General features: G+C 53.3%; 14 protein-coding genes. 6 read left to right on the top strand and 8 right to left on the bottom strand.

Features of this window, described 5'->3' with window-relative positions:
- The first annotated feature begins 43 nt into the window (after positions 1-43).
- Both MYB54_RS13090 and MYB54_RS13085 read left to right on the top strand, forming a co-directional pair.
- Positions 44-367, top strand: coding sequence for a heavy metal-binding domain-containing protein (locus MYB54_RS13090; RefSeq protein ID WP_014915058.1), 324 nt, complete (start codon positions 44-46; stop codon positions 365-367).
- Positions 368-428: 61 nt separating this feature from the next.
- The gene (locus MYB54_RS13085; RefSeq protein WP_039514593.1) at positions 429-1,256 is read left to right on the top strand and encodes an N-acetylmuramoyl-L-alanine amidase; all 828 of its coding nucleotides are present in this window, start codon (positions 429-431) and stop codon (positions 1,254-1,256) included.
- Here MYB54_RS13085 and MYB54_RS13080 read toward each other — a convergent pair.
- The 4 genes from MYB54_RS13080 to MYB54_RS13065 form a co-directional block, all read right to left on the bottom strand.
- Entirely contained in the window at positions 1,253-2,689 is a 1,437-nt protein-coding gene (locus MYB54_RS13080) for a DUF2867 domain-containing protein (protein ID WP_248720859.1), read from the bottom strand. The two genes, MYB54_RS13085 and MYB54_RS13080, sit on opposite strands and share 4 nt — an antisense overlap.
- 230 nt (positions 2,690-2,919) lie before the next feature.
- Positions 2,920-3,945 (bottom strand): NADH oxidoreductase, encoded by a 1,026-nt coding sequence (gene hcr / locus MYB54_RS13075; RefSeq protein ID WP_119870479.1) that lies wholly within the window; start codon positions 3,943-3,945, stop codon positions 2,920-2,922.
- Positions 3,946-4,084: 139 nt separating this feature from the next.
- Positions 4,085-5,737, bottom strand: a complete 1,653-nt coding sequence (hcp, locus tag MYB54_RS13070) for a hydroxylamine reductase (RefSeq protein ID WP_039287019.1) — start codon at positions 5,735-5,737, stop codon at positions 4,085-4,087.
- 188 nt (positions 5,738-5,925) lie between these two features.
- Positions 5,926-6,825, bottom strand: a complete 900-nt coding sequence (locus MYB54_RS13065; RefSeq protein ID WP_248721971.1) for a LysO family transporter — start codon at positions 6,823-6,825, stop codon at positions 5,926-5,928.
- 313 nt (positions 6,826-7,138) lie between these two features.
- Here MYB54_RS13065 and MYB54_RS13060 point away from each other — a divergent pair, with 313 nt between their 5' ends.
- On the top strand, positions 7,139-8,803 hold the full coding sequence (locus MYB54_RS13060) for an ATP-dependent endonuclease (RefSeq protein WP_014915064.1): 1,665 nt from the start codon (positions 7,139-7,141) through the stop codon (positions 8,801-8,803).
- Between the two features lie 113 nt (positions 8,804-8,916).
- On the opposite strand, the gene cspD is transcribed toward MYB54_RS13060, so the two are convergent.
- Positions 8,917-9,138: a cold shock-like protein CspD gene (gene cspD, locus MYB54_RS13055; RefSeq protein ID WP_010277240.1), complete on the bottom strand. Its 222-nt coding sequence runs from the start codon at positions 9,136-9,138 to the stop codon at positions 8,917-8,919.
- A 422-nt stretch (positions 9,139-9,560) separates the two neighbouring features.
- Here cspD and clpS point away from each other — a divergent pair, with 422 nt between their 5' ends.
- The 3 genes from clpS (at position 9,561) to MYB54_RS13040 (ending at position 12,900) form a co-directional block, all read left to right on the top strand.
- Positions 9,561-9,881: an ATP-dependent Clp protease adapter ClpS gene (gene clpS, locus MYB54_RS13050; protein WP_005967385.1), complete on the top strand. Its 321-nt coding sequence runs from the start codon at positions 9,561-9,563 to the stop codon at positions 9,879-9,881.
- Positions 9,882-9,910: 29 nt separating this feature from the next.
- On the top strand, positions 9,911-12,184 hold the full coding sequence (clpA, locus tag MYB54_RS13045; RefSeq protein WP_110163048.1) for an ATP-dependent Clp protease ATP-binding subunit ClpA: 2,274 nt from the start codon (positions 9,911-9,913) through the stop codon (positions 12,182-12,184).
- Positions 12,185-12,420: 236 nt separating this feature from the next.
- Positions 12,421-12,900 (top strand): carboxymuconolactone decarboxylase family protein, encoded by a 480-nt coding sequence (locus tag MYB54_RS13040; RefSeq protein WP_248720858.1) that lies wholly within the window; start codon positions 12,421-12,423, stop codon positions 12,898-12,900.
- Here MYB54_RS13040 and pdxR read toward each other — a convergent pair whose 3' ends face one another.
- From pdxR to aat, 3 genes are all read right to left on the bottom strand, one after another.
- Entirely contained in the window at positions 12,901-14,346 is a 1,446-nt protein-coding gene (gene pdxR, locus MYB54_RS13035; RefSeq protein WP_248720857.1) for a MocR-like pyridoxine biosynthesis transcription factor PdxR, read from the bottom strand.
- A 167-nt stretch (positions 14,347-14,513) separates the two neighbouring features.
- Positions 14,514-14,732, bottom strand: coding sequence for a translation initiation factor IF-1 (infA, locus tag MYB54_RS13030; RefSeq protein ID WP_002211347.1), 219 nt, complete (start codon positions 14,730-14,732; stop codon positions 14,514-14,516).
- A 112-nt stretch (positions 14,733-14,844) separates the two neighbouring features.
- Positions 14,845-15,549 carry a leucyl/phenylalanyl-tRNA--protein transferase gene (aat, locus tag MYB54_RS13025; RefSeq protein ID WP_014915067.1) on the bottom strand — a complete coding sequence of 235 codons (705 nt, stop codon included), beginning with the start codon at positions 15,547-15,549 and terminating at the stop codon, positions 14,845-14,847.
- Between the last annotated feature and the right edge of the window lie 7 nt (positions 15,550-15,556).

Below are 15,556 nucleotides of genomic sequence, written 5' to 3'. Positions count from 1 at the left end.
AGAGCCGCGCCCTATATAGCCAATAGCAGTGAAAGGAGACGACATGCAATTATCCACTACGCCGAATCTGGAAGGCTTCACCATTACTGAATATTGTGGCGTCGTGACTGGCGAAGCCATTCTGGGTGCGAACATCTTCCGTGACTTTTTTGCCAGTATCCGCGATGTCGTCGGCGGCCGTTCCGGTGCCTATGAGAAAGAGCTGCGTAAGGCGCGACAGATTGCGTTCAAAGAGTTACAGGAGCAAGCCGAAGATTTAGGAGCGAATGCCGTGGTAGGCATCGATCTTGACTATGAAACCGTCGGGAAGGACGGCAGCATGCTGATGGTGACCGTGAGCGGCACCGCAGTAAAGGTTCGCCGCTAGTGGCTTATACTCGTCATAATTCAAGTTGCCAGAGACGGTGTGAAAAAGCGGTGGAACAACGATGTTGAAATGGATGGTCTGCATAGCGCTGGGGCTGTTGGCAGGTTGCCAATCAGCCTCTTCGTTGAAAGAACAGAATAATTATGTGCTGGAGACCGCATTGCAGTCGCGAGCTCAGGAGTCTCGCATCCGCTTTTTAGTGATTCATTATACGGCGGAAGACTTTGCCACTTCGCTGAATATTCTGACGGATGATCACGTCAGTGCGCATTATCTGGTTCCAGCACATCCACCTTTGCAGCACGGTAAGCCACTTGCCTGGCAACTGGTGCCGGAATCTCAGGCTGCCTGGCATGCGGGAGCCAGTAGCTGGCGTGGGTTTAGTCGGCTGAATAATTCGTCTATTGGCATTGAGATCGAAAACGCGGGCTATCAGCGCACGCTAACAGGCTATACGTGGGAACCGTTTACCGCCTCGCAGATTCAGCTCGTGACCGCGATCGCTCGCGATATCGTTGATCGCTATCAGATTGCGCCGCAGAACGTGGTGGCGCACAGCGATATCGCCCCACAGCGCAAACAAGACCCCGGGCCGCTCTTCCCCTGGAAAGCGCTTGCGCAAGCGGGAGTGGGTGCCTGGCCGGATGCGCAGCGGGTAGCGTTCTATTTGAATGGACGTCAGCCGTTGCAGCCAGTGGATGAAGCAGTTCTGCTGGAAAAGCTGGGGCGCTATGGCTACTCGGTGCAGGACACGATGACTGCGCGTGAGAAGCGGCAGGTGATTGCCGCTTTCCAAATGCATTTCCGCCCCGAGAACTATCAAGGCCAGCCCGATGCGCAGAGTGAAGCGATTGTCGACGCGCTGCTGGAGAAATACGGCAGCCGCTAAATCACTTCCTTCTCTGCCAGTTTCGCAATACGCGCCGCCATACCACGGAAGATAAACAGATGAGCAGGCATCATCAGGAACCAGTAGACCAGCCCGTTGAACCCGGAAGGGTGCCAGCGGGCGCGGACGTCCACGGTTCGGTGAGTGCCTTTGTCCGTGATAGTAAAGTTGAGTTTCCCCAGCCCCGGTGCTTTCATGCCGAATAGCAGCACCAGCTGACGCTGTGGCTTGATCGAGATAACCTTCCAGCCGTCAATCTTGTCGCCCACTTCCAGCGTCGGGCGCTCGGGGCGTCCATAAGTCACGCCGTTACCGCAGAGATCGTCCAGCCGGGCGCGGATGTTCCACAGTGCATTCGCGTAAAAATAGCCTTCCTTCCCGCCGACCTGCTGGATGACCTGCCAGAGCGCCTCACTGGACGCGGGCGTCTCCATCGTATGGCCCGCCTGTTTAGGGTAAAAGCCGTAATTCGGCTTCCAGCGCGCGCGAACCTCGGTGTCATCGCCCCAGTCGGCCTGCTGTACGCTCTCCATTTCGCTTTGCAGCGTGAGGCGCACGGCGTCATCAAAGCTCATCAGCGTTTGTGGGATTAATGCCTGTAATTCGCGGCCATCGGCCTGTAAGTCGTGTTTTAGCCCCTGAATTAGGGCGCGGGCGATGGAGGGGGGAACCGAGGTCACCAGATGCAAGAACCAGACAGACACCAGATGCGTCGGCATGGGAACGGGAATCAGCAACCGGCGCTTGCCGCTGATCTGAATGAAACGCTCGAACATGGTCTGGTAGCTGATGTATTCGGGGCCTGCGGCATCCATGATGCGGTTTTCTGTCGCGGGGTGCTGTGCGATGCCGATCAGATACACCAGCAGGTTTTCCAGCGCAATAGGGGATGATTTAGAGCGCACCCAGCGCGGCGGCGTCAGTATCGGCAGGTTATAGACCATATCGCGCATGATTTCGAACGCCGCCGAACCGGTCCCGATAATAATGCCCGCACGCAGCTCTGTGACGGGAATACCGCTGCTGCGTAAAACATCTCCCGTGATCTGGCGTGCCTGCATGTGCGGTGAGGTATCGTCTTTCGCCTGAAGCGACCCCAGATAAATAATCTGTTTTACATTGCTGGAAGCCAGTGCCAGCAGCAGGTTCATGGCGGTCATTCGTTCTCTTGCGACGAAGTCCGCACCGTCCCCCATGCTGTGCACCAGATAATAAATTGTCTCCGCGCCCCACAGGCCATCAGGCAAACTTTCTGGCTTAGCGAGATCAACCTGTTGGCAGTCGACGCCCGGCCAATGCCGCGACGCGAGGGATTCGATATTTCGACCGGCAGCGATGACTCGGTTGCCTTGTTTGCTCAAGCGCTCGGTTAAATGGCGGCCAATGTAGCCAGTTGCGCCCAGAATCAGGATCGGGGCTGAGGGGGATGTCATGTGCCAGTGGCTCCACAGCAAAATATAACCATGGCTTACTATAATCTGGAAAAGACAAATCGGGAAAAGACAAATCAGGAAAAGATAAATCGGCAAAAGATGAATGGGGAAAGGGCAAAAGCGATGAAAACTATGGCGTTAATACTCGCCTGAAACCCAGCATCATTTAACATGACCTACCTGCCCGATAGCCGAGGCTACCGGACAGAAGGGGGTAAAACGCGGGTATATCAGGCCAGAACGGTGTCGCCTTGCAGCTGGCAACTACAGGCCAAAACATAGCCCTGTTCGATCTCGGCTGGTGTTAGCGTCATGGTACTGCTGGTGGTGTAATTACCGGATAGCACGCGGGTTTTACAGCTCCCGCAAACACCGGCGCGGCAGGCGGCGACAACCGGCACCTTATTGGCTTCCAGCGCGGCCAGCAGACTGATGCCTACCGGAACGCGCAGATTTTTCAGCGGACGGCTGATGGTCAGCGTGAGCTGATCGGCATCTTCATCCAGCGCTTCATCTGCCGGGCGGAACTGTTCTTTGAAGATGCGGTTTGAGGCAACGCCAAGCTGCTGACTCAGAGTTTCAATCTGGTTCATGTACGGTGCCGGGCCGCAGGTCATCACGGTGCGGCTGGCGATATCCGGCACGTGTTCGACCAGCAGGTCGCCGCTGATACGTCCCGCGAGAAAACCGGGCGCAGCGTCAAACTCTGCCATCAGCGTCAGATGCAACTGCTGCGGATAACGCTGCACCAGATCCTGCCATTCTTTGGCGAAGATCACCTGCAGCGGATTGCGCACGTTGAAAATAACGTGGATATCGGTTTGCGGTTTGTTTGCCAGCAGCCAACGGCACATCGACATAATCGGCGTGACGCCACAGCCTGCTGCCGCCATCAGGTAGCGATCGCTGACTGCGTTGGCGCAGGTAAACTCGCCCTGTGCATCGGACAGCCACAGATAGTCACCGACTTTCAGCGCTTGGGTCAGCCAACGGGAACCGACACCGTCGTCCAGTCTTCTTACCGTCAAGGTAATAAAACGGCTGAGGCCCGGTGAAGAAGAAATCGTATAAGCCCGTAGCGTCTCCGCGCTGTTGGCAATGCTGACTAACGCATACTGACCCGGCTGATACGGATAAAAATCATGATTAACCAGTGAAATCGTCCAGACATCAGGCGTTTCCTGAGTAATCGAATGTACCTGCATGCGGTTAGAACACAGCGGTGTCGGCCCAATCTGTAGTGCGGGCATGGTCATAATCAATCTCCATAACAAACGGGTACGGTGAAGCGTGTAAAACTGGCGGCCCATAAGACAGTGGGCTTAGCGTGAGGCATCAATGCCGACACCTCACGCTGCGTGACGAGGAACGCGCTCCTCCGTCCGCATTGATTCATCAAGCGGCCAGAATGGTGTTCATATCCTGTTCAACGGTGGTAATCGCTCGCATACCGAATTTGTCGTTCAGAATGGCAAGCAGGTTGTCCGTCAGGAAGCCCGGTGCCGTTGGCCCGGTGTAGATATTCTTCACGCCGAGGGACAGCAGGGTGAGCAGGATGACAATCGCTTTCTGTTCAAACCAGGACAGCACCAGACTCAGCGGCAGATCGTTCACGCCACAGCCTAGTTTCTCCGCCAGCTTAACGGCCAGAATAATGGCCGCGTAGGCGTCATTACATTGGCCGACATCCAGCAGACGCGGGAGGCCTTCCAGCGTACCGAAGTCCAGTTTGTTGAAACGGTATTTACCGCAGGCCAGCGTCATGATCAGGCAGTCTTGCGGAACGTTCAGCGTAAAGTCCGTGAAGTAGCTACGTTCTTCACGGCTACCGTCACATCCGCCAACCAGGAAGACGTGGCGCAGCTTTTTCTGTGCAACCAGATCGATGACGGTATCCGCAGCGCTCAACAGCGTTTCACGACCAAATCCGACGGTGATCATGTGTTCGATTTCGCTGTATGGGAAACCGGCCAGACCCTGTGCCTGTTCGATAACCGGACTGAAATCGTCGCCTTCCAGGTGGTTCACGCCCGGCCAGCCTACGATGCTACGCGTCCAGATGCGGTCGCCGTAGTTGCCCACGTTTGGATCGATAATACAGTTGGAGGTCATGACGATTGCGCCAGGGAATTTGGCAAACTCAGTCTGCTGGTTCTGCCAGCCGCTGCCGTAGTTACCTGCCAGATGCTTGAATTTTTTCAGCTCTGGGTAACCGTGTGCAGGCAGCATTTCACCGTGGGTATAAATATTCACGCCGGTGCCTTCGGTTTGCTCCAGCAGCATGCGCAGATCTTTCAGGTCATGACCAGAAATCAGAATCGCTTTACCCGCAATTGGGCGGACGTTAACGGAGGTCGGCTGTGGATGGCCGTAAGCATGGGTCTCGCCATGGTCAAGGATCGCCATAACGTTGAAGTTCATTTTACCGATGCCCATTGCGTTGTTCAGCAGGGTGTCAACATCGGATGGCTGTGTGCCCAGCCATGCCATGAAAGCATGATATTCGGCATAGATCGCGTTGTCATACTGACCGAGAACGTGTGCGTGCTCCATATAAGCCGCCGCACCTTTCAGGCCGTAAAGGTTGAGCATGCGCAAGCCGTGAACGTCGTCACCAACGCTGGCTTTATCGCTGTCCAGTGCAAAATCTGCTGCCTGTTGCAGTAAGGTCGGAATATCGTTACCTGCCAGTTGCAGGGCCGCCATTGGGTGATCGACGGTCACGGTGGCATCGTGCAGACGGCAGCGAACAGCCAATGACTCGCGCAGTGTAATGGCTTCCTGTGCGTAGCCAATAATGCGCTGAGAATCGAAGTTAACGTTGGTCAACGTAGAGAAGAAGGCGCGTGGCGCAAAGCTGTCGACATCGTGATCGATGATATCCAACTCACGGGCTTTCAGCGCCCAGGCAGAAAGCCCTTGCAGCACAGCGACCAGCAGGTCTTGCAGGTCGGAGGTTTCTGCGGTTTTGCCGCACATGCCCTGCGCGTAAGAGCAGCCGTTTCCAACAGGGGTACGAATCGTTTGTTCACATTGCACACAAAACATAATGACTTCCTTTTTTAAGTTGCATTTTAAATGCTTGTTTAAAGCATAGTGTTAGCCGAGGCAGGTAAAAAGGCTTTTTTACTGCAACTTTAGGTAAATTTGATTTAGCGCAAGTTTGGTGATGGGCAATGAAAATCACTCTCAATCACAGCCCATAAACGAGGGGGAAAACAGTGTTCAGTGTGCGCTTATGAAGAAAATAACGCCATCAATATGGGAGCCGCGAGGCTTAATAAGAAACCATGTACGATGGCAGCAGGCACGACATCAATACCCGCGCTGCGCTGCAAGACGGGCAGCGTGAAATCCATCGAGGTTGCACCGCAAAGTCCTAATGCACAGGAGCGATTACGCTGTGCTAGCACAGGAACCAGCATAATCGCCAGTAGCTCACGAGTCAGATCGTTGAAAAACGCGGTGCTGCCGATGACGGGCCCGAGGGAATCGGTGAGCAGAATGCCTGACAGCGAATACCATCCATAGCCGGATGCCATCGCCAGACCGGTTTTTAGCGGCAGACCCAAAATCCACGCGGCCAGCAGGCCACCACCGAACGCACTGATACCGACGATGAGCGCAATGACCAGACCGCGACGATTTAATACGATTTGGCGCAACGTCATCCCGCTGTTACGCAGTTGAACGCCCACCAGAAAGAGCAGGAAAATCAGGGCATATTCGCTGCCTTTACTGGCGTAGGTGAATCCCGGCCATTGCGTTAAGCCCAGCAAGAAACCGCCGAATACCACGCCACAGAGTTTGAACGATTCAAGGATCATTCGCAGTCTGGACGGCGGAGTTGCGTCTTTGTACTTGCTACGCCACGCGCTGCGTTTTTCCCACAGCCACAGGGCAATGCCGTTTGCCGCGACAATACAGAAGGCGAAGACGGCGGTGTAGCGGAAGATCAGTAACAAATTGCTGCTGAGATTTTCCAGAAAGGCCAGGCTTATGCCCATCAAAAACAGAATAACGTACACCATCCAACTCAGCAGTTGGTTAACCCGCTGTAATCCTTTTTTGCCGCGCAGCGGTACCAGATAGCCAATGATGAGCGGTAATAAAATAATTAATAATCCTGAATACATCACAGAATTGATGTCCTTACGCGAGAAAAACGGCGCTAACCCGTATTTTAGGATTGGCAGGGGCCCGTCGTTAAACCATGAGGCTTTTCTTCTTCAGTTCTACCCCGATAGGCATCGACACAGCGGAAAGACAAACCGTGCGTTCGTTGACAACATCGTAGGATTCATCGGCTACACTTGGCGGGAAGAAAAACGATAATCTATTAAAATTAAACAAATTATCGAAGTGAGTAAAGCGCTGTCTGGCAGGATATTCTATACACTGAGCATTTTTGCAGCAGAAACTCGCAGGCAGCTGCTACAGGAGAGAAAGATGCATCTGGAAAGTATTGAAATCCTGGGATTTCGGGGAATCAATCGTCTGTCGCTGACGCTGGACGAGAACAACGTACTGATTGGTGAGAACGCCTGGGGGAAATCAAGCCTGCTGGATGCGCTCTCGCTGCTGCTGGCACCGACGTTGCCGCTTTACCATTTTGATATGCAGGATTTTCACTTCACGCCGGGCGATGAAAATAGTCGGGAAAAGCATCTTCAGGTTATTTTCACGTTTTGCGAGACGGCACCTGGCCATCATTTATCCCCTCGCTACCGTTCGCTTAGCCCTGTGTGGGTGGAGGGCGAAGCGTCGCTATACCGCGTTTTTTATCGGTTAGAAGGTGAGGTCGACGAAAGCCAGTCGGTCTTCACCTGGCGTAGCTTTCTGGACGCTGACGGGCACCCGATACCACTGGATGATATTGATGAACTGGCCAGAGAAATTATCCGCCTGCATCCGGTGCTGCGGCTGCGTGATGCGCGTTTTATGCGGCGTTTGCGCTCCGGGACGCTGGCCGCGACGTTAGATAACAGCAATGAAAAGCTGGCTCAGCAGTTTGAGCAACTGATGCGCGAGCTGGTGCAAAATCCGCAGAAGCTGACGGATAAAGAACTGCGTCAGGGTCTGGTGGCGATGCGGCAACTGCTGGAGCACTATTTTTCCGAGCAGAACGCCACGGGTAATGACCGGCGCCATCATCGGCATGCGCGAACGCATAACGGTAAATCGTGGCGATCGCTGGATAACATCAATCGCCTGATTGCCGACCCCAATAGCCGCAGTCGCCGGATTATCCTGTTGGAATTGTTTTCTACGCTGCTACAGGCGAAAGGGTCGGTGGCGTTGGATCCCCATGCGCGTCCGCTCTTGCTGATTGAAGACCCGGAAACCCGGCTGCACCCGATTATGCTATCCGTCGCCTGGGGGCTTTTGGTGCAGTTGCCACTCCAAAAGGTCACCACAACGAATTCAGGCGAGCTGCTGTCGCTGGTGCCGATGGAGCAGGTGTGCCGTCTGGTGCGTGAATCCTCACGGGTGGCGACATACCGTATTGGTCGTCAGGGTATGAGTGCGGAAGATAGCCGACGTATTGCGTTTCACATTCGTATGAATCGACCCGCGTCACTCTTTGCCCGCTGCTGGCTGTTGGTGGAAGGGGAAACCGAAGTCTGGATGCTGAATGAACTGGCGCGCCAATGCGGACATCATTTTGAGGCGGAAGGGGTGAAGGTGATTGAATTTGCCCAGTCCGGGCTCCGGCCATTGCTGAGGTTCGCACGTCGTATGGGGATTGAATGGCATGTGCTGGTCGATGGCGACGATGCGGGGAAAAAATATGCCGCGACGGCGAAAAGCATGTTAACCGTACAGGACGAGAGCGAGCGCGATCATTTGACCGTCTTGCCCGCATCGGACATGGAACACTACATGTACCGTGAGGGATTCAGCCACGTTTATCACCGCATCGCGCAGTTGCCGGAAAAAGTGCCGCTCTCGATGCATAAAATCATTATCAAGGCTATCCATCGTTCATCCAAGCCCGATCTGGCGATTGAAGTCGCGATGGAAGCCGCAGCGATGGGCAGCGAGGCAATCCCACCGCTTATTCGCAGCATGTTTTCCCGCGTGCTGTGGCTGGCCCGCGGGCGGGCAGATTAGGGTATACAAATAAAAAAATGCCGTTCGATATAACGAACGGCATTTGTCGCATTATAGTCATTTTACGGTTTAGCGTAGCGTGTTCTGAGTAGACATGTAGGGTGTGGCAGGGGTCAGGATGCGGCCTCGGCGACTTGCGGGACGATCAGACAGGCATGATTACCTTTCGGCCCTTGATGAACATCAAACCTGACAACCTGTCCGGCTTTCAGAGTCCGGTAGCCATCCATTTGAATAGTTGAGTAGTGCGCGAAGATATCGTCACCGCCCCCTTCTGGACAGATAAAACCAAACCCTTTGGCATTATTGAACCATTTAACAGTACCTGTCTCCATGCATTGACATCCTTCGCAAGAGTATTCTTTTCAGTAAGGTGTGGTTATTTGGTTACTACGAATACGAATTGATTAAAACCCCATCAATTCATCCGTACACTTTAGTGAAATCGATCCCGACGTCAAGCGATCCACCGCGTGGTGAGGAGGGCAGTTTGTCAAAGTTTGATGCAGATAACGCTATTGATGAACCCACGATCGCGTTGCGTAATCAAGATATCGGTTACAGACCTTGAATTTTGCTTTCCGGGAACCATTTAATCCCTCAGGTGGTAAAATAAAAAGCAGACGTGCTACTGTAAATGTAGAGATACCCGTCATCTTTCAAGTCGCAGGTGCTTACTTCCTGCTTCTCGGATCTATTAGGAATAAACAGACCAATGTCGTGAGTCGCGATATTCGTTACATGATGTGGATAGAGAATGGGAAACAACAGTACGTGGTCACAATCTGAGAACCTGACCGCCGATAAACAGAAAGAAAAATTGCAGCCGCCTTCCATGTATAACGTGGTGTTGAATAACGATGATTACACCCCGATGGAATTTGTTATTGACGTTCTGCAAAAGTTCTTTTCTTATGATATTGAACGTGCCACACAGCTTATGTTAACCGTGCATTATCAGGGTAAAGCGATTTGTGGCGTATTCAGCGCTGAAGTGGCTGAGACCAAGGTCGTACAAGTTAATCGTTATGCCAGAGAAAATGAGCACCCGCTGCTCTGTACGCTGGAAAAAGCCTGAAGTCAGGCGATTTATTGGGAGAGGTGCCTATGCTCAATCAAGAACTGGAACTCAGTCTCAACATGGCTTTCGCCAGAGCGCGTGAGCACCGACACGAGTTTATGACCGTGGAGCACCTGCTGTTGGCTCTGCTCAGTAACCCAGCCGCCCGTGAAGCATTGGAAGCCTGCACGGTAGATTTAGCCGCGCTGCGTCAGGAACTGGAAGCGTTCATTGAGCAAACCACACCAACATTACCGCAGAGTGACGACGAGCGCGAAACTCAGCCCACGCTTAGCTTCCAGCGCGTACTCCAACGTGCCGTTTTCCACGTGCAGTCCTCTGGCCGCAGCGAAGTGTCCGGTGCCAACGTCCTGGTCGCTATTTTTAGCGAACAGGAATCTCAGGCCGCCTACCTGCTACGCAAGCATGACGTCAGCCGTCTGGATGTGGTGAACTTTATTTCCCACGGCACGCGTAAAGAAGAATCCGATCAGGCGCCGAACCCTGAAAGTCCCGTCAATGAAGAACAGGCAGGAGGGGAAGATCGTATGGAAAACTTCACCACCAATCTGAATCAACTGGCTCGCGTTGGCGGTATCGACCCGCTCATTGGCCGGGATAAGGAACTGGAGCGTACGATTCAGGTATTGTGCCGTCGCCGTAAAAATAACCCGCTGCTGGTCGGCGAATCTGGCGTCGGTAAAACGGCGATTGCTGAAGGGCTGGCCTGGCGTATTGTGCAGGGCGATGTGCCGGAAGTGATGGCGGAGTGCACGCTGTACTCGCTGGACATCGGCGCGCTGCTGGCAGGCACCAAATACCGCGGTGACTTTGAAAAACGCTTCAAGGCGCTGCTGAAACAGTTGGAACAGGATAAAAACAGCATTCTGTTCATTGATGAAATCCACACGATTATCGGCGCGGGTGCCGCGTCCGGCGGTCAGGTTGATGCGGCTAATCTGATTAAACCGCTGCTTTCCAGCGGCAAGATTCGCGTTATCGGCTCGACCACCTATCAGGAGTTCAGCAATATCTTTGAAAAGGATCGGGCGCTGGCGCGTCGTTTCCAGAAAATCGATATCACTGAACCTAGCGTGGAAGAAACCATACAAATCATTAATGGCCTGAAGCCGAAGTATGAGGCTCACCATGACGTTCGCTATACGTCGAAAGCGGTTCGTGCGGCGGTAGAACTGGCGGTGAAATACATTAATGACCGTCACCTGCCGGATAAAGCGATTGATGTGATCGACGAAGCGGGCGCGCGCAGCCGACTGGTGCCGGTTAGCAAACGTAAGAAAACGGTCAACGTGAGTGACATCGAATCGGTTGTCGCCCGCATCGCCCGTATACCAGAAAAAACCGTCTCCGCTAGCGATCGCGATGTGCTGAAAAACCTCAGCGATCGCCTGAAAATGCTGGTGTTTGGGCAGGACAAGGCAATCGAGGCGCTGTCCGAATCTATCAAGATGAGTCGTGCAGGGTTGGGTCAGGAGCGTAAACCGGTTGGTTCCTTCCTGTTTGCCGGTCCTACCGGCGTCGGTAAGACGGAAGTAACGCTACAGCTGGCCAAAGCGCTGGATATCGAACTGCTGCGCTTTGATATGTCCGAATATATGGAACGCCATACGGTTAGCCGTTTGATTGGCGCGCCTCCGGGCTATGTGGGCTACGATCAGGGCGGTCTGCTAACGGATGCCGTGATTAAGCATCCTCATGCGGTGCTGCTGTTGGATGAGATCGAAAAAGCGCATCCTGACGTCTTTAACCTGCTGTTGCAGGTGATGGATAACGGTACGCTGACCGACAACAATGGTCGCAAAGCGGATTTCCGCAATGTCATTGTTGTCATGACCACTAACGCAGGCGTGCGGGAAACACAGCGTAAATCCATTGGTATCATCCATCAGGACAACAGCACTGATGCGATGGAAGAGATCAAAAAGGTCTTTACGCCGGAGTTCCGCAACCGTCTGGATGGCATTATCTGGTTCAACCATCTGTCGACTGACGTCATTCAGCAGGTTGTCGATAAGTTTATCGTAGAGCTTCAGGCGCAGCTGGATGCGAAAGGCGTCTCGCTGGAAGTGAGCGATGAAGCGCGCGACTGGCTGGCAGAAAAAGGCTACGACAAAGCAATGGGCGCCCGACCAATGGCACGCCTGATGCAGGAAAGCCTTAAGAAGCCGCTGGCCAACGAGCTGCTGTTTGGTTCGCTGGTGGACGGTGGCTCTGTTACGGTGGAGCTGGATAAAGAGACGCAACAACTGACGTACGGCTTCCAGAGCGCACAGAAGCGGAAAGCAGAAAGCGTTAATTAATCAATATCATGTATTATCTAAGAGGGATGCTGAGGCATCCCTTTTTTATTGGGTCGCAGACTGATCTTGGTACGCTATTTTGCATTATGGCCCAGTTTAAAACACGATTCTTGGATCTTTTCGGATAGGCCAAGATTTTGCACAATCATGGCTACCGAGCTGCCAGCCCTGTTACGCGTCACTCGATATATGGCTGTCTCTCTTCGCCTTAACCCTTTCTCATTTTGGAGTGAACGATGAGCCAACGTCTTGATTACTACAGCAAGTCTCCCGAGGCTGCCAAGAAGTATCTGGAGTTCAATAACATTCTGCACAAGAAACCATTTCTGGCCGAAATAGGCCATCTGGTTACGCTGCGTGCCTCTCAGCTTAATGGCTGTGCATTTTGCGTTGATATGCACGTTAAAGAAGCCAAGATTAATGGGGAGCGCGAACTACGCCTGCATCATGTGGCTGTCTGGCGTGAATCACCGCTTTTTTCCCTGCGTGAGCGTGCTGCACTTGAGTGGACAGAAGTATTGACTCATCTTCCGCCGCATGGCGTACCGGACGAGGTGTTTACGCGCGTTCGCGAACAGCTGTCAGAAGAAGATCTGGCTGACTTATCTTTCATGATTATCGCGATTAATGGCTGGAATCGTTTGGGCGTCGCGTTTCAGGTCGTTCCCGGTTCCGCAGATAAGCTGTACGGTCTGGAAAAAGCCAATCTGAGCTAATTAACGCCCGTGCTGTTCAAGCTCGGCCAGAATCAACATGGCAAGCCGCTCTGGTTCTGCCATCGTGGTGCAGTTGGTGAAACTGGCGAGTAGTGCGTTGTCACCCTTTCCTGATACAGCCCAACGTGATAGCGGCTGAACAGCAATCCCCTGAGCCAGCAAGCGGTCGGCAAGCAGCCGATCGCGAATACTATCCGGTAGGCGTAACACTAAATGCATCCCACCGGGCTGTTCGTCGATGTGTATGCGATCGCCTAAAATACCGTGTAGTGACGCGATAGTGGCGGTGCGACGTTCTGCATAAAGGCGTCGTGTACGCTGAATGTGCCGGGCAAAATGGCCCTCAGCGATGAAGCTGGCAACGATAGACTGCGTCATGGTTGGCGATGCGGAAGCGAAGAAAATTCGGCTGATGTGTTCAAATGTGGCAATCTGCGCCTGTGGTACCACCAAATAAGCCAACCGAATCCCCGGAAATAACACCTTGCTGAAGGTGCCCGCATACAGAACCCGCCCATGACGATCCAGACTGGCGAGCGCGGGAAGGGGGCGGCTGACGTAGCGATATTCCCCATCATAATCATCCTCTACTATCCAGGCATTCTGCTCGGTTGCCCACTGCAATAATGCCTGTCGCCGAGGAAGCGACAGCGACATCGACAAGGGGCTTTGATGTGCGGGCGTGACAACGGCCATACTGGCATCATTCGCCAGCGCGATACCGTGCTCCACGTTGAGCCCTTCACGATCGACGGTGACCGGAACCGGACATAACCCAGACTGTGATAGCAGATGGCGAGTAGGGGGATAGCCGGGATCTTCAACCCAGACGCGCTGCTCGGATTTCAGCAAGGCCAGAGTGGTGAGTTGTAAATTGGCGCGCCAACCTGAGGTGATGAATACCTGACTGGCGGTACAGTCAATGCCACGCGCTACTTGCAGGTAAGAGGCGATGGCGTTTCTGAGCGCTGGTAAGCCATAAGGTGCAGGGTAATCCCAATCCGGTAACTGCATGCTGCGAAGATAACGTGCGCCCAGCCGAGCCCATAGTTTGCGCGGAAAGGCGTCAAAAGCGGGAACGCCCATTTGAAAAGGCAACAGTTGCGATGGACGCCACAGTACATTTTGTTCATCGTCTGGCGCTGAGGGGGATACCGTCGCATCGGTAACGGAAGTTGGCGCTAAGGGTAAATCGGGATTCACCCGCGTTCCTGCTTGCCCACGTGCCTGCAGATAACCTTCGGCAATCAGCAACGAGTAAGCCTGTTCTATCGTTCCGCGTGCGACGCCTAGCTCTTTCGCTAGCATACGTGCGGAAGGCAGACGGTCACCCGGTGACAATAGGTCTGTGTTGATAGCCCGACGCACTCGTTCGTAAAGCTGGCGATAGAGCGGTGCATTCTCCTGAAAGGAAAGGGGAGAAAATAGATGAGAGTCAGGCTTCATACAGGGAATCCATGACAAGCAGGCTGTTGACCCTGAAACTATTGACCTTAAACGGTTGGCTCCCCAAAACTTTTTTTAAAAAAAACAAAAGCCCTTGCCATGAAGGGAAGGGCTGGAGAGGGAGACACATCCTCATATATCGCTGTGATTAGCGATGAGCGAACCGGTTAGCGGCTGCGGAAGACAATGCGGCCTTTACTCAGGTCGTACGGGGTTAATTCTACAGTGACTTTGTCACCCGTCAGGATGCGGATATAGTTTTTACGCATTTTACCGGAGATATGAGCGGTAACCACGTGCCCGTTTTCCAATTCAACGCGGAACATGGTGTTGGGCAGCGTATCAAGCACGGTGCCTTGCATTTCAATATTGTCTTCTTTGGCCATCGAATCCTCTAGGTCTAACTACCTTTATTTTTTAACCGCAAGATAATGCCGAAAAACCGACATTATGTAAAGAAGCGTTCACGTTTGGGGCGTTATTTGCCCGATTTCTCTGTCAAATTGCGGGGTTGGTGAGCGGTTGTGGTCGCCAACAGCCGTCATCGACGGTGAGATCCTGCCACTGCGAAAGTTGTTGCAGAAAGCGATCGCGGGGTATTTCACTCACGCCCAGAGAAGCCGTATGGGCGTTTAACACCTGACAATCGATCAGTTCACCACCGTGGCGAATAAAATGCTGTTGAAATGCCAGCAGCGCGTATTTTGACGCATTATCCGTGCGGCTGAACATTGACTCGCCACAAAATAACCGTCCTTGCTCAATACCATATAGCCCACCAACCAGTGCGCCATTCTGCCACACTTCGACAGAATGTGCTTCTCCTGCCTGATGAAGCTGGCGATAAGCCGAGATAATGTCCGGCGTAATCCAGGTGCCGTCATGGTGCTCATGGGCGCAGGCGTGAATAACATCATCAAAGGCCTGATTCAGCGTGGCATGAAACGTATGGCGCTTCAGAAATTTTTTCATGCTGCGGCTGATATGCAAGTCGCCAGGAAACAGGACCGCGCGCGGGTTTGGAGACCACCATAAGATCGGCTCACCGGGAGAGAACCAGGGGAAAATGCCCTGTCGGTAAGCCGCTTTTAGGCGGGCAACGGAGAGGTCGCCGCCAACGGCCAGCAGGCCGTTGGGGTCATCTAGCGCATGATTCGGATCAGGGAACTGAAGCGATTGAAGCGAAAGTTGGTATAGACGCATATTTTTC

Origin of the sequence: Pectobacterium nicotianae (assembly GCF_023272715.1) — a bacterium.
Taxonomy (GTDB): domain Bacteria; phylum Pseudomonadota; class Gammaproteobacteria; order Enterobacterales; family Enterobacteriaceae; genus Pectobacterium; species Pectobacterium brasiliense.
This window is presented reverse-complemented; position numbering and strand designations above follow the sequence as displayed.

Excerpts from the sequence above, each read along its gene's own strand:
- MYB54_RS13090 (WP_014915058.1), top strand. The coding sequence starts at position 44 with ATGCAATTATCCACTACGCCGAATCTGGAAGGCTTCACCATTACTGAA.
- MYB54_RS13085 (WP_039514593.1), top strand. The coding sequence starts at position 429 with ATGTTGAAATGGATGGTCTGCATAGCGCTGGGGCTGTTGGCAGGTTGC.
- MYB54_RS13080 (WP_248720859.1), bottom strand. The coding sequence starts at position 2,689 with ATGACATCCCCCTCAGCCCCGATCCTGATTCTGGGCGCAACTGGCTAC.
- hcr (WP_119870479.1), bottom strand. The coding sequence starts at position 3,945 with ATGACCATGCCCGCACTACAGATTGGGCCGACACCGCTGTGTTCTAAC.
- hcp (WP_039287019.1), bottom strand. The coding sequence starts at position 5,737 with ATGTTTTGTGTGCAATGTGAACAAACGATTCGTACCCCTGTTGGAAAC.
- MYB54_RS13065 (WP_248721971.1), bottom strand. The coding sequence starts at position 6,825 with ATGTATTCAGGATTATTAATTATTTTATTACCGCTCATCATTGGCTAT.
- MYB54_RS13060 (WP_014915064.1), top strand. The coding sequence starts at position 7,139 with ATGCATCTGGAAAGTATTGAAATCCTGGGATTTCGGGGAATCAATCGT.
- cspD (WP_010277240.1), bottom strand. The coding sequence starts at position 9,138 with ATGGAGACAGGTACTGTTAAATGGTTCAATAATGCCAAAGGGTTTGGT.
- clpS (WP_005967385.1), top strand. The coding sequence starts at position 9,561 with ATGGGAAACAACAGTACGTGGTCACAATCTGAGAACCTGACCGCCGAT.
- clpA (WP_110163048.1), top strand. The coding sequence starts at position 9,911 with ATGCTCAATCAAGAACTGGAACTCAGTCTCAACATGGCTTTCGCCAGA.
- MYB54_RS13040 (WP_248720858.1), top strand. The coding sequence starts at position 12,421 with ATGAGCCAACGTCTTGATTACTACAGCAAGTCTCCCGAGGCTGCCAAG.
- pdxR (WP_248720857.1), bottom strand. The coding sequence starts at position 14,346 with ATGAAGCCTGACTCTCATCTATTTTCTCCCCTTTCCTTTCAGGAGAAT.
- infA (WP_002211347.1), bottom strand. The coding sequence starts at position 14,732 with ATGGCCAAAGAAGACAATATTGAAATGCAAGGCACCGTGCTTGATACG.
- aat (WP_014915067.1), bottom strand. The coding sequence starts at position 15,549 with ATGCGTCTATACCAACTTTCGCTTCAATCGCTTCAGTTCCCTGATCCG.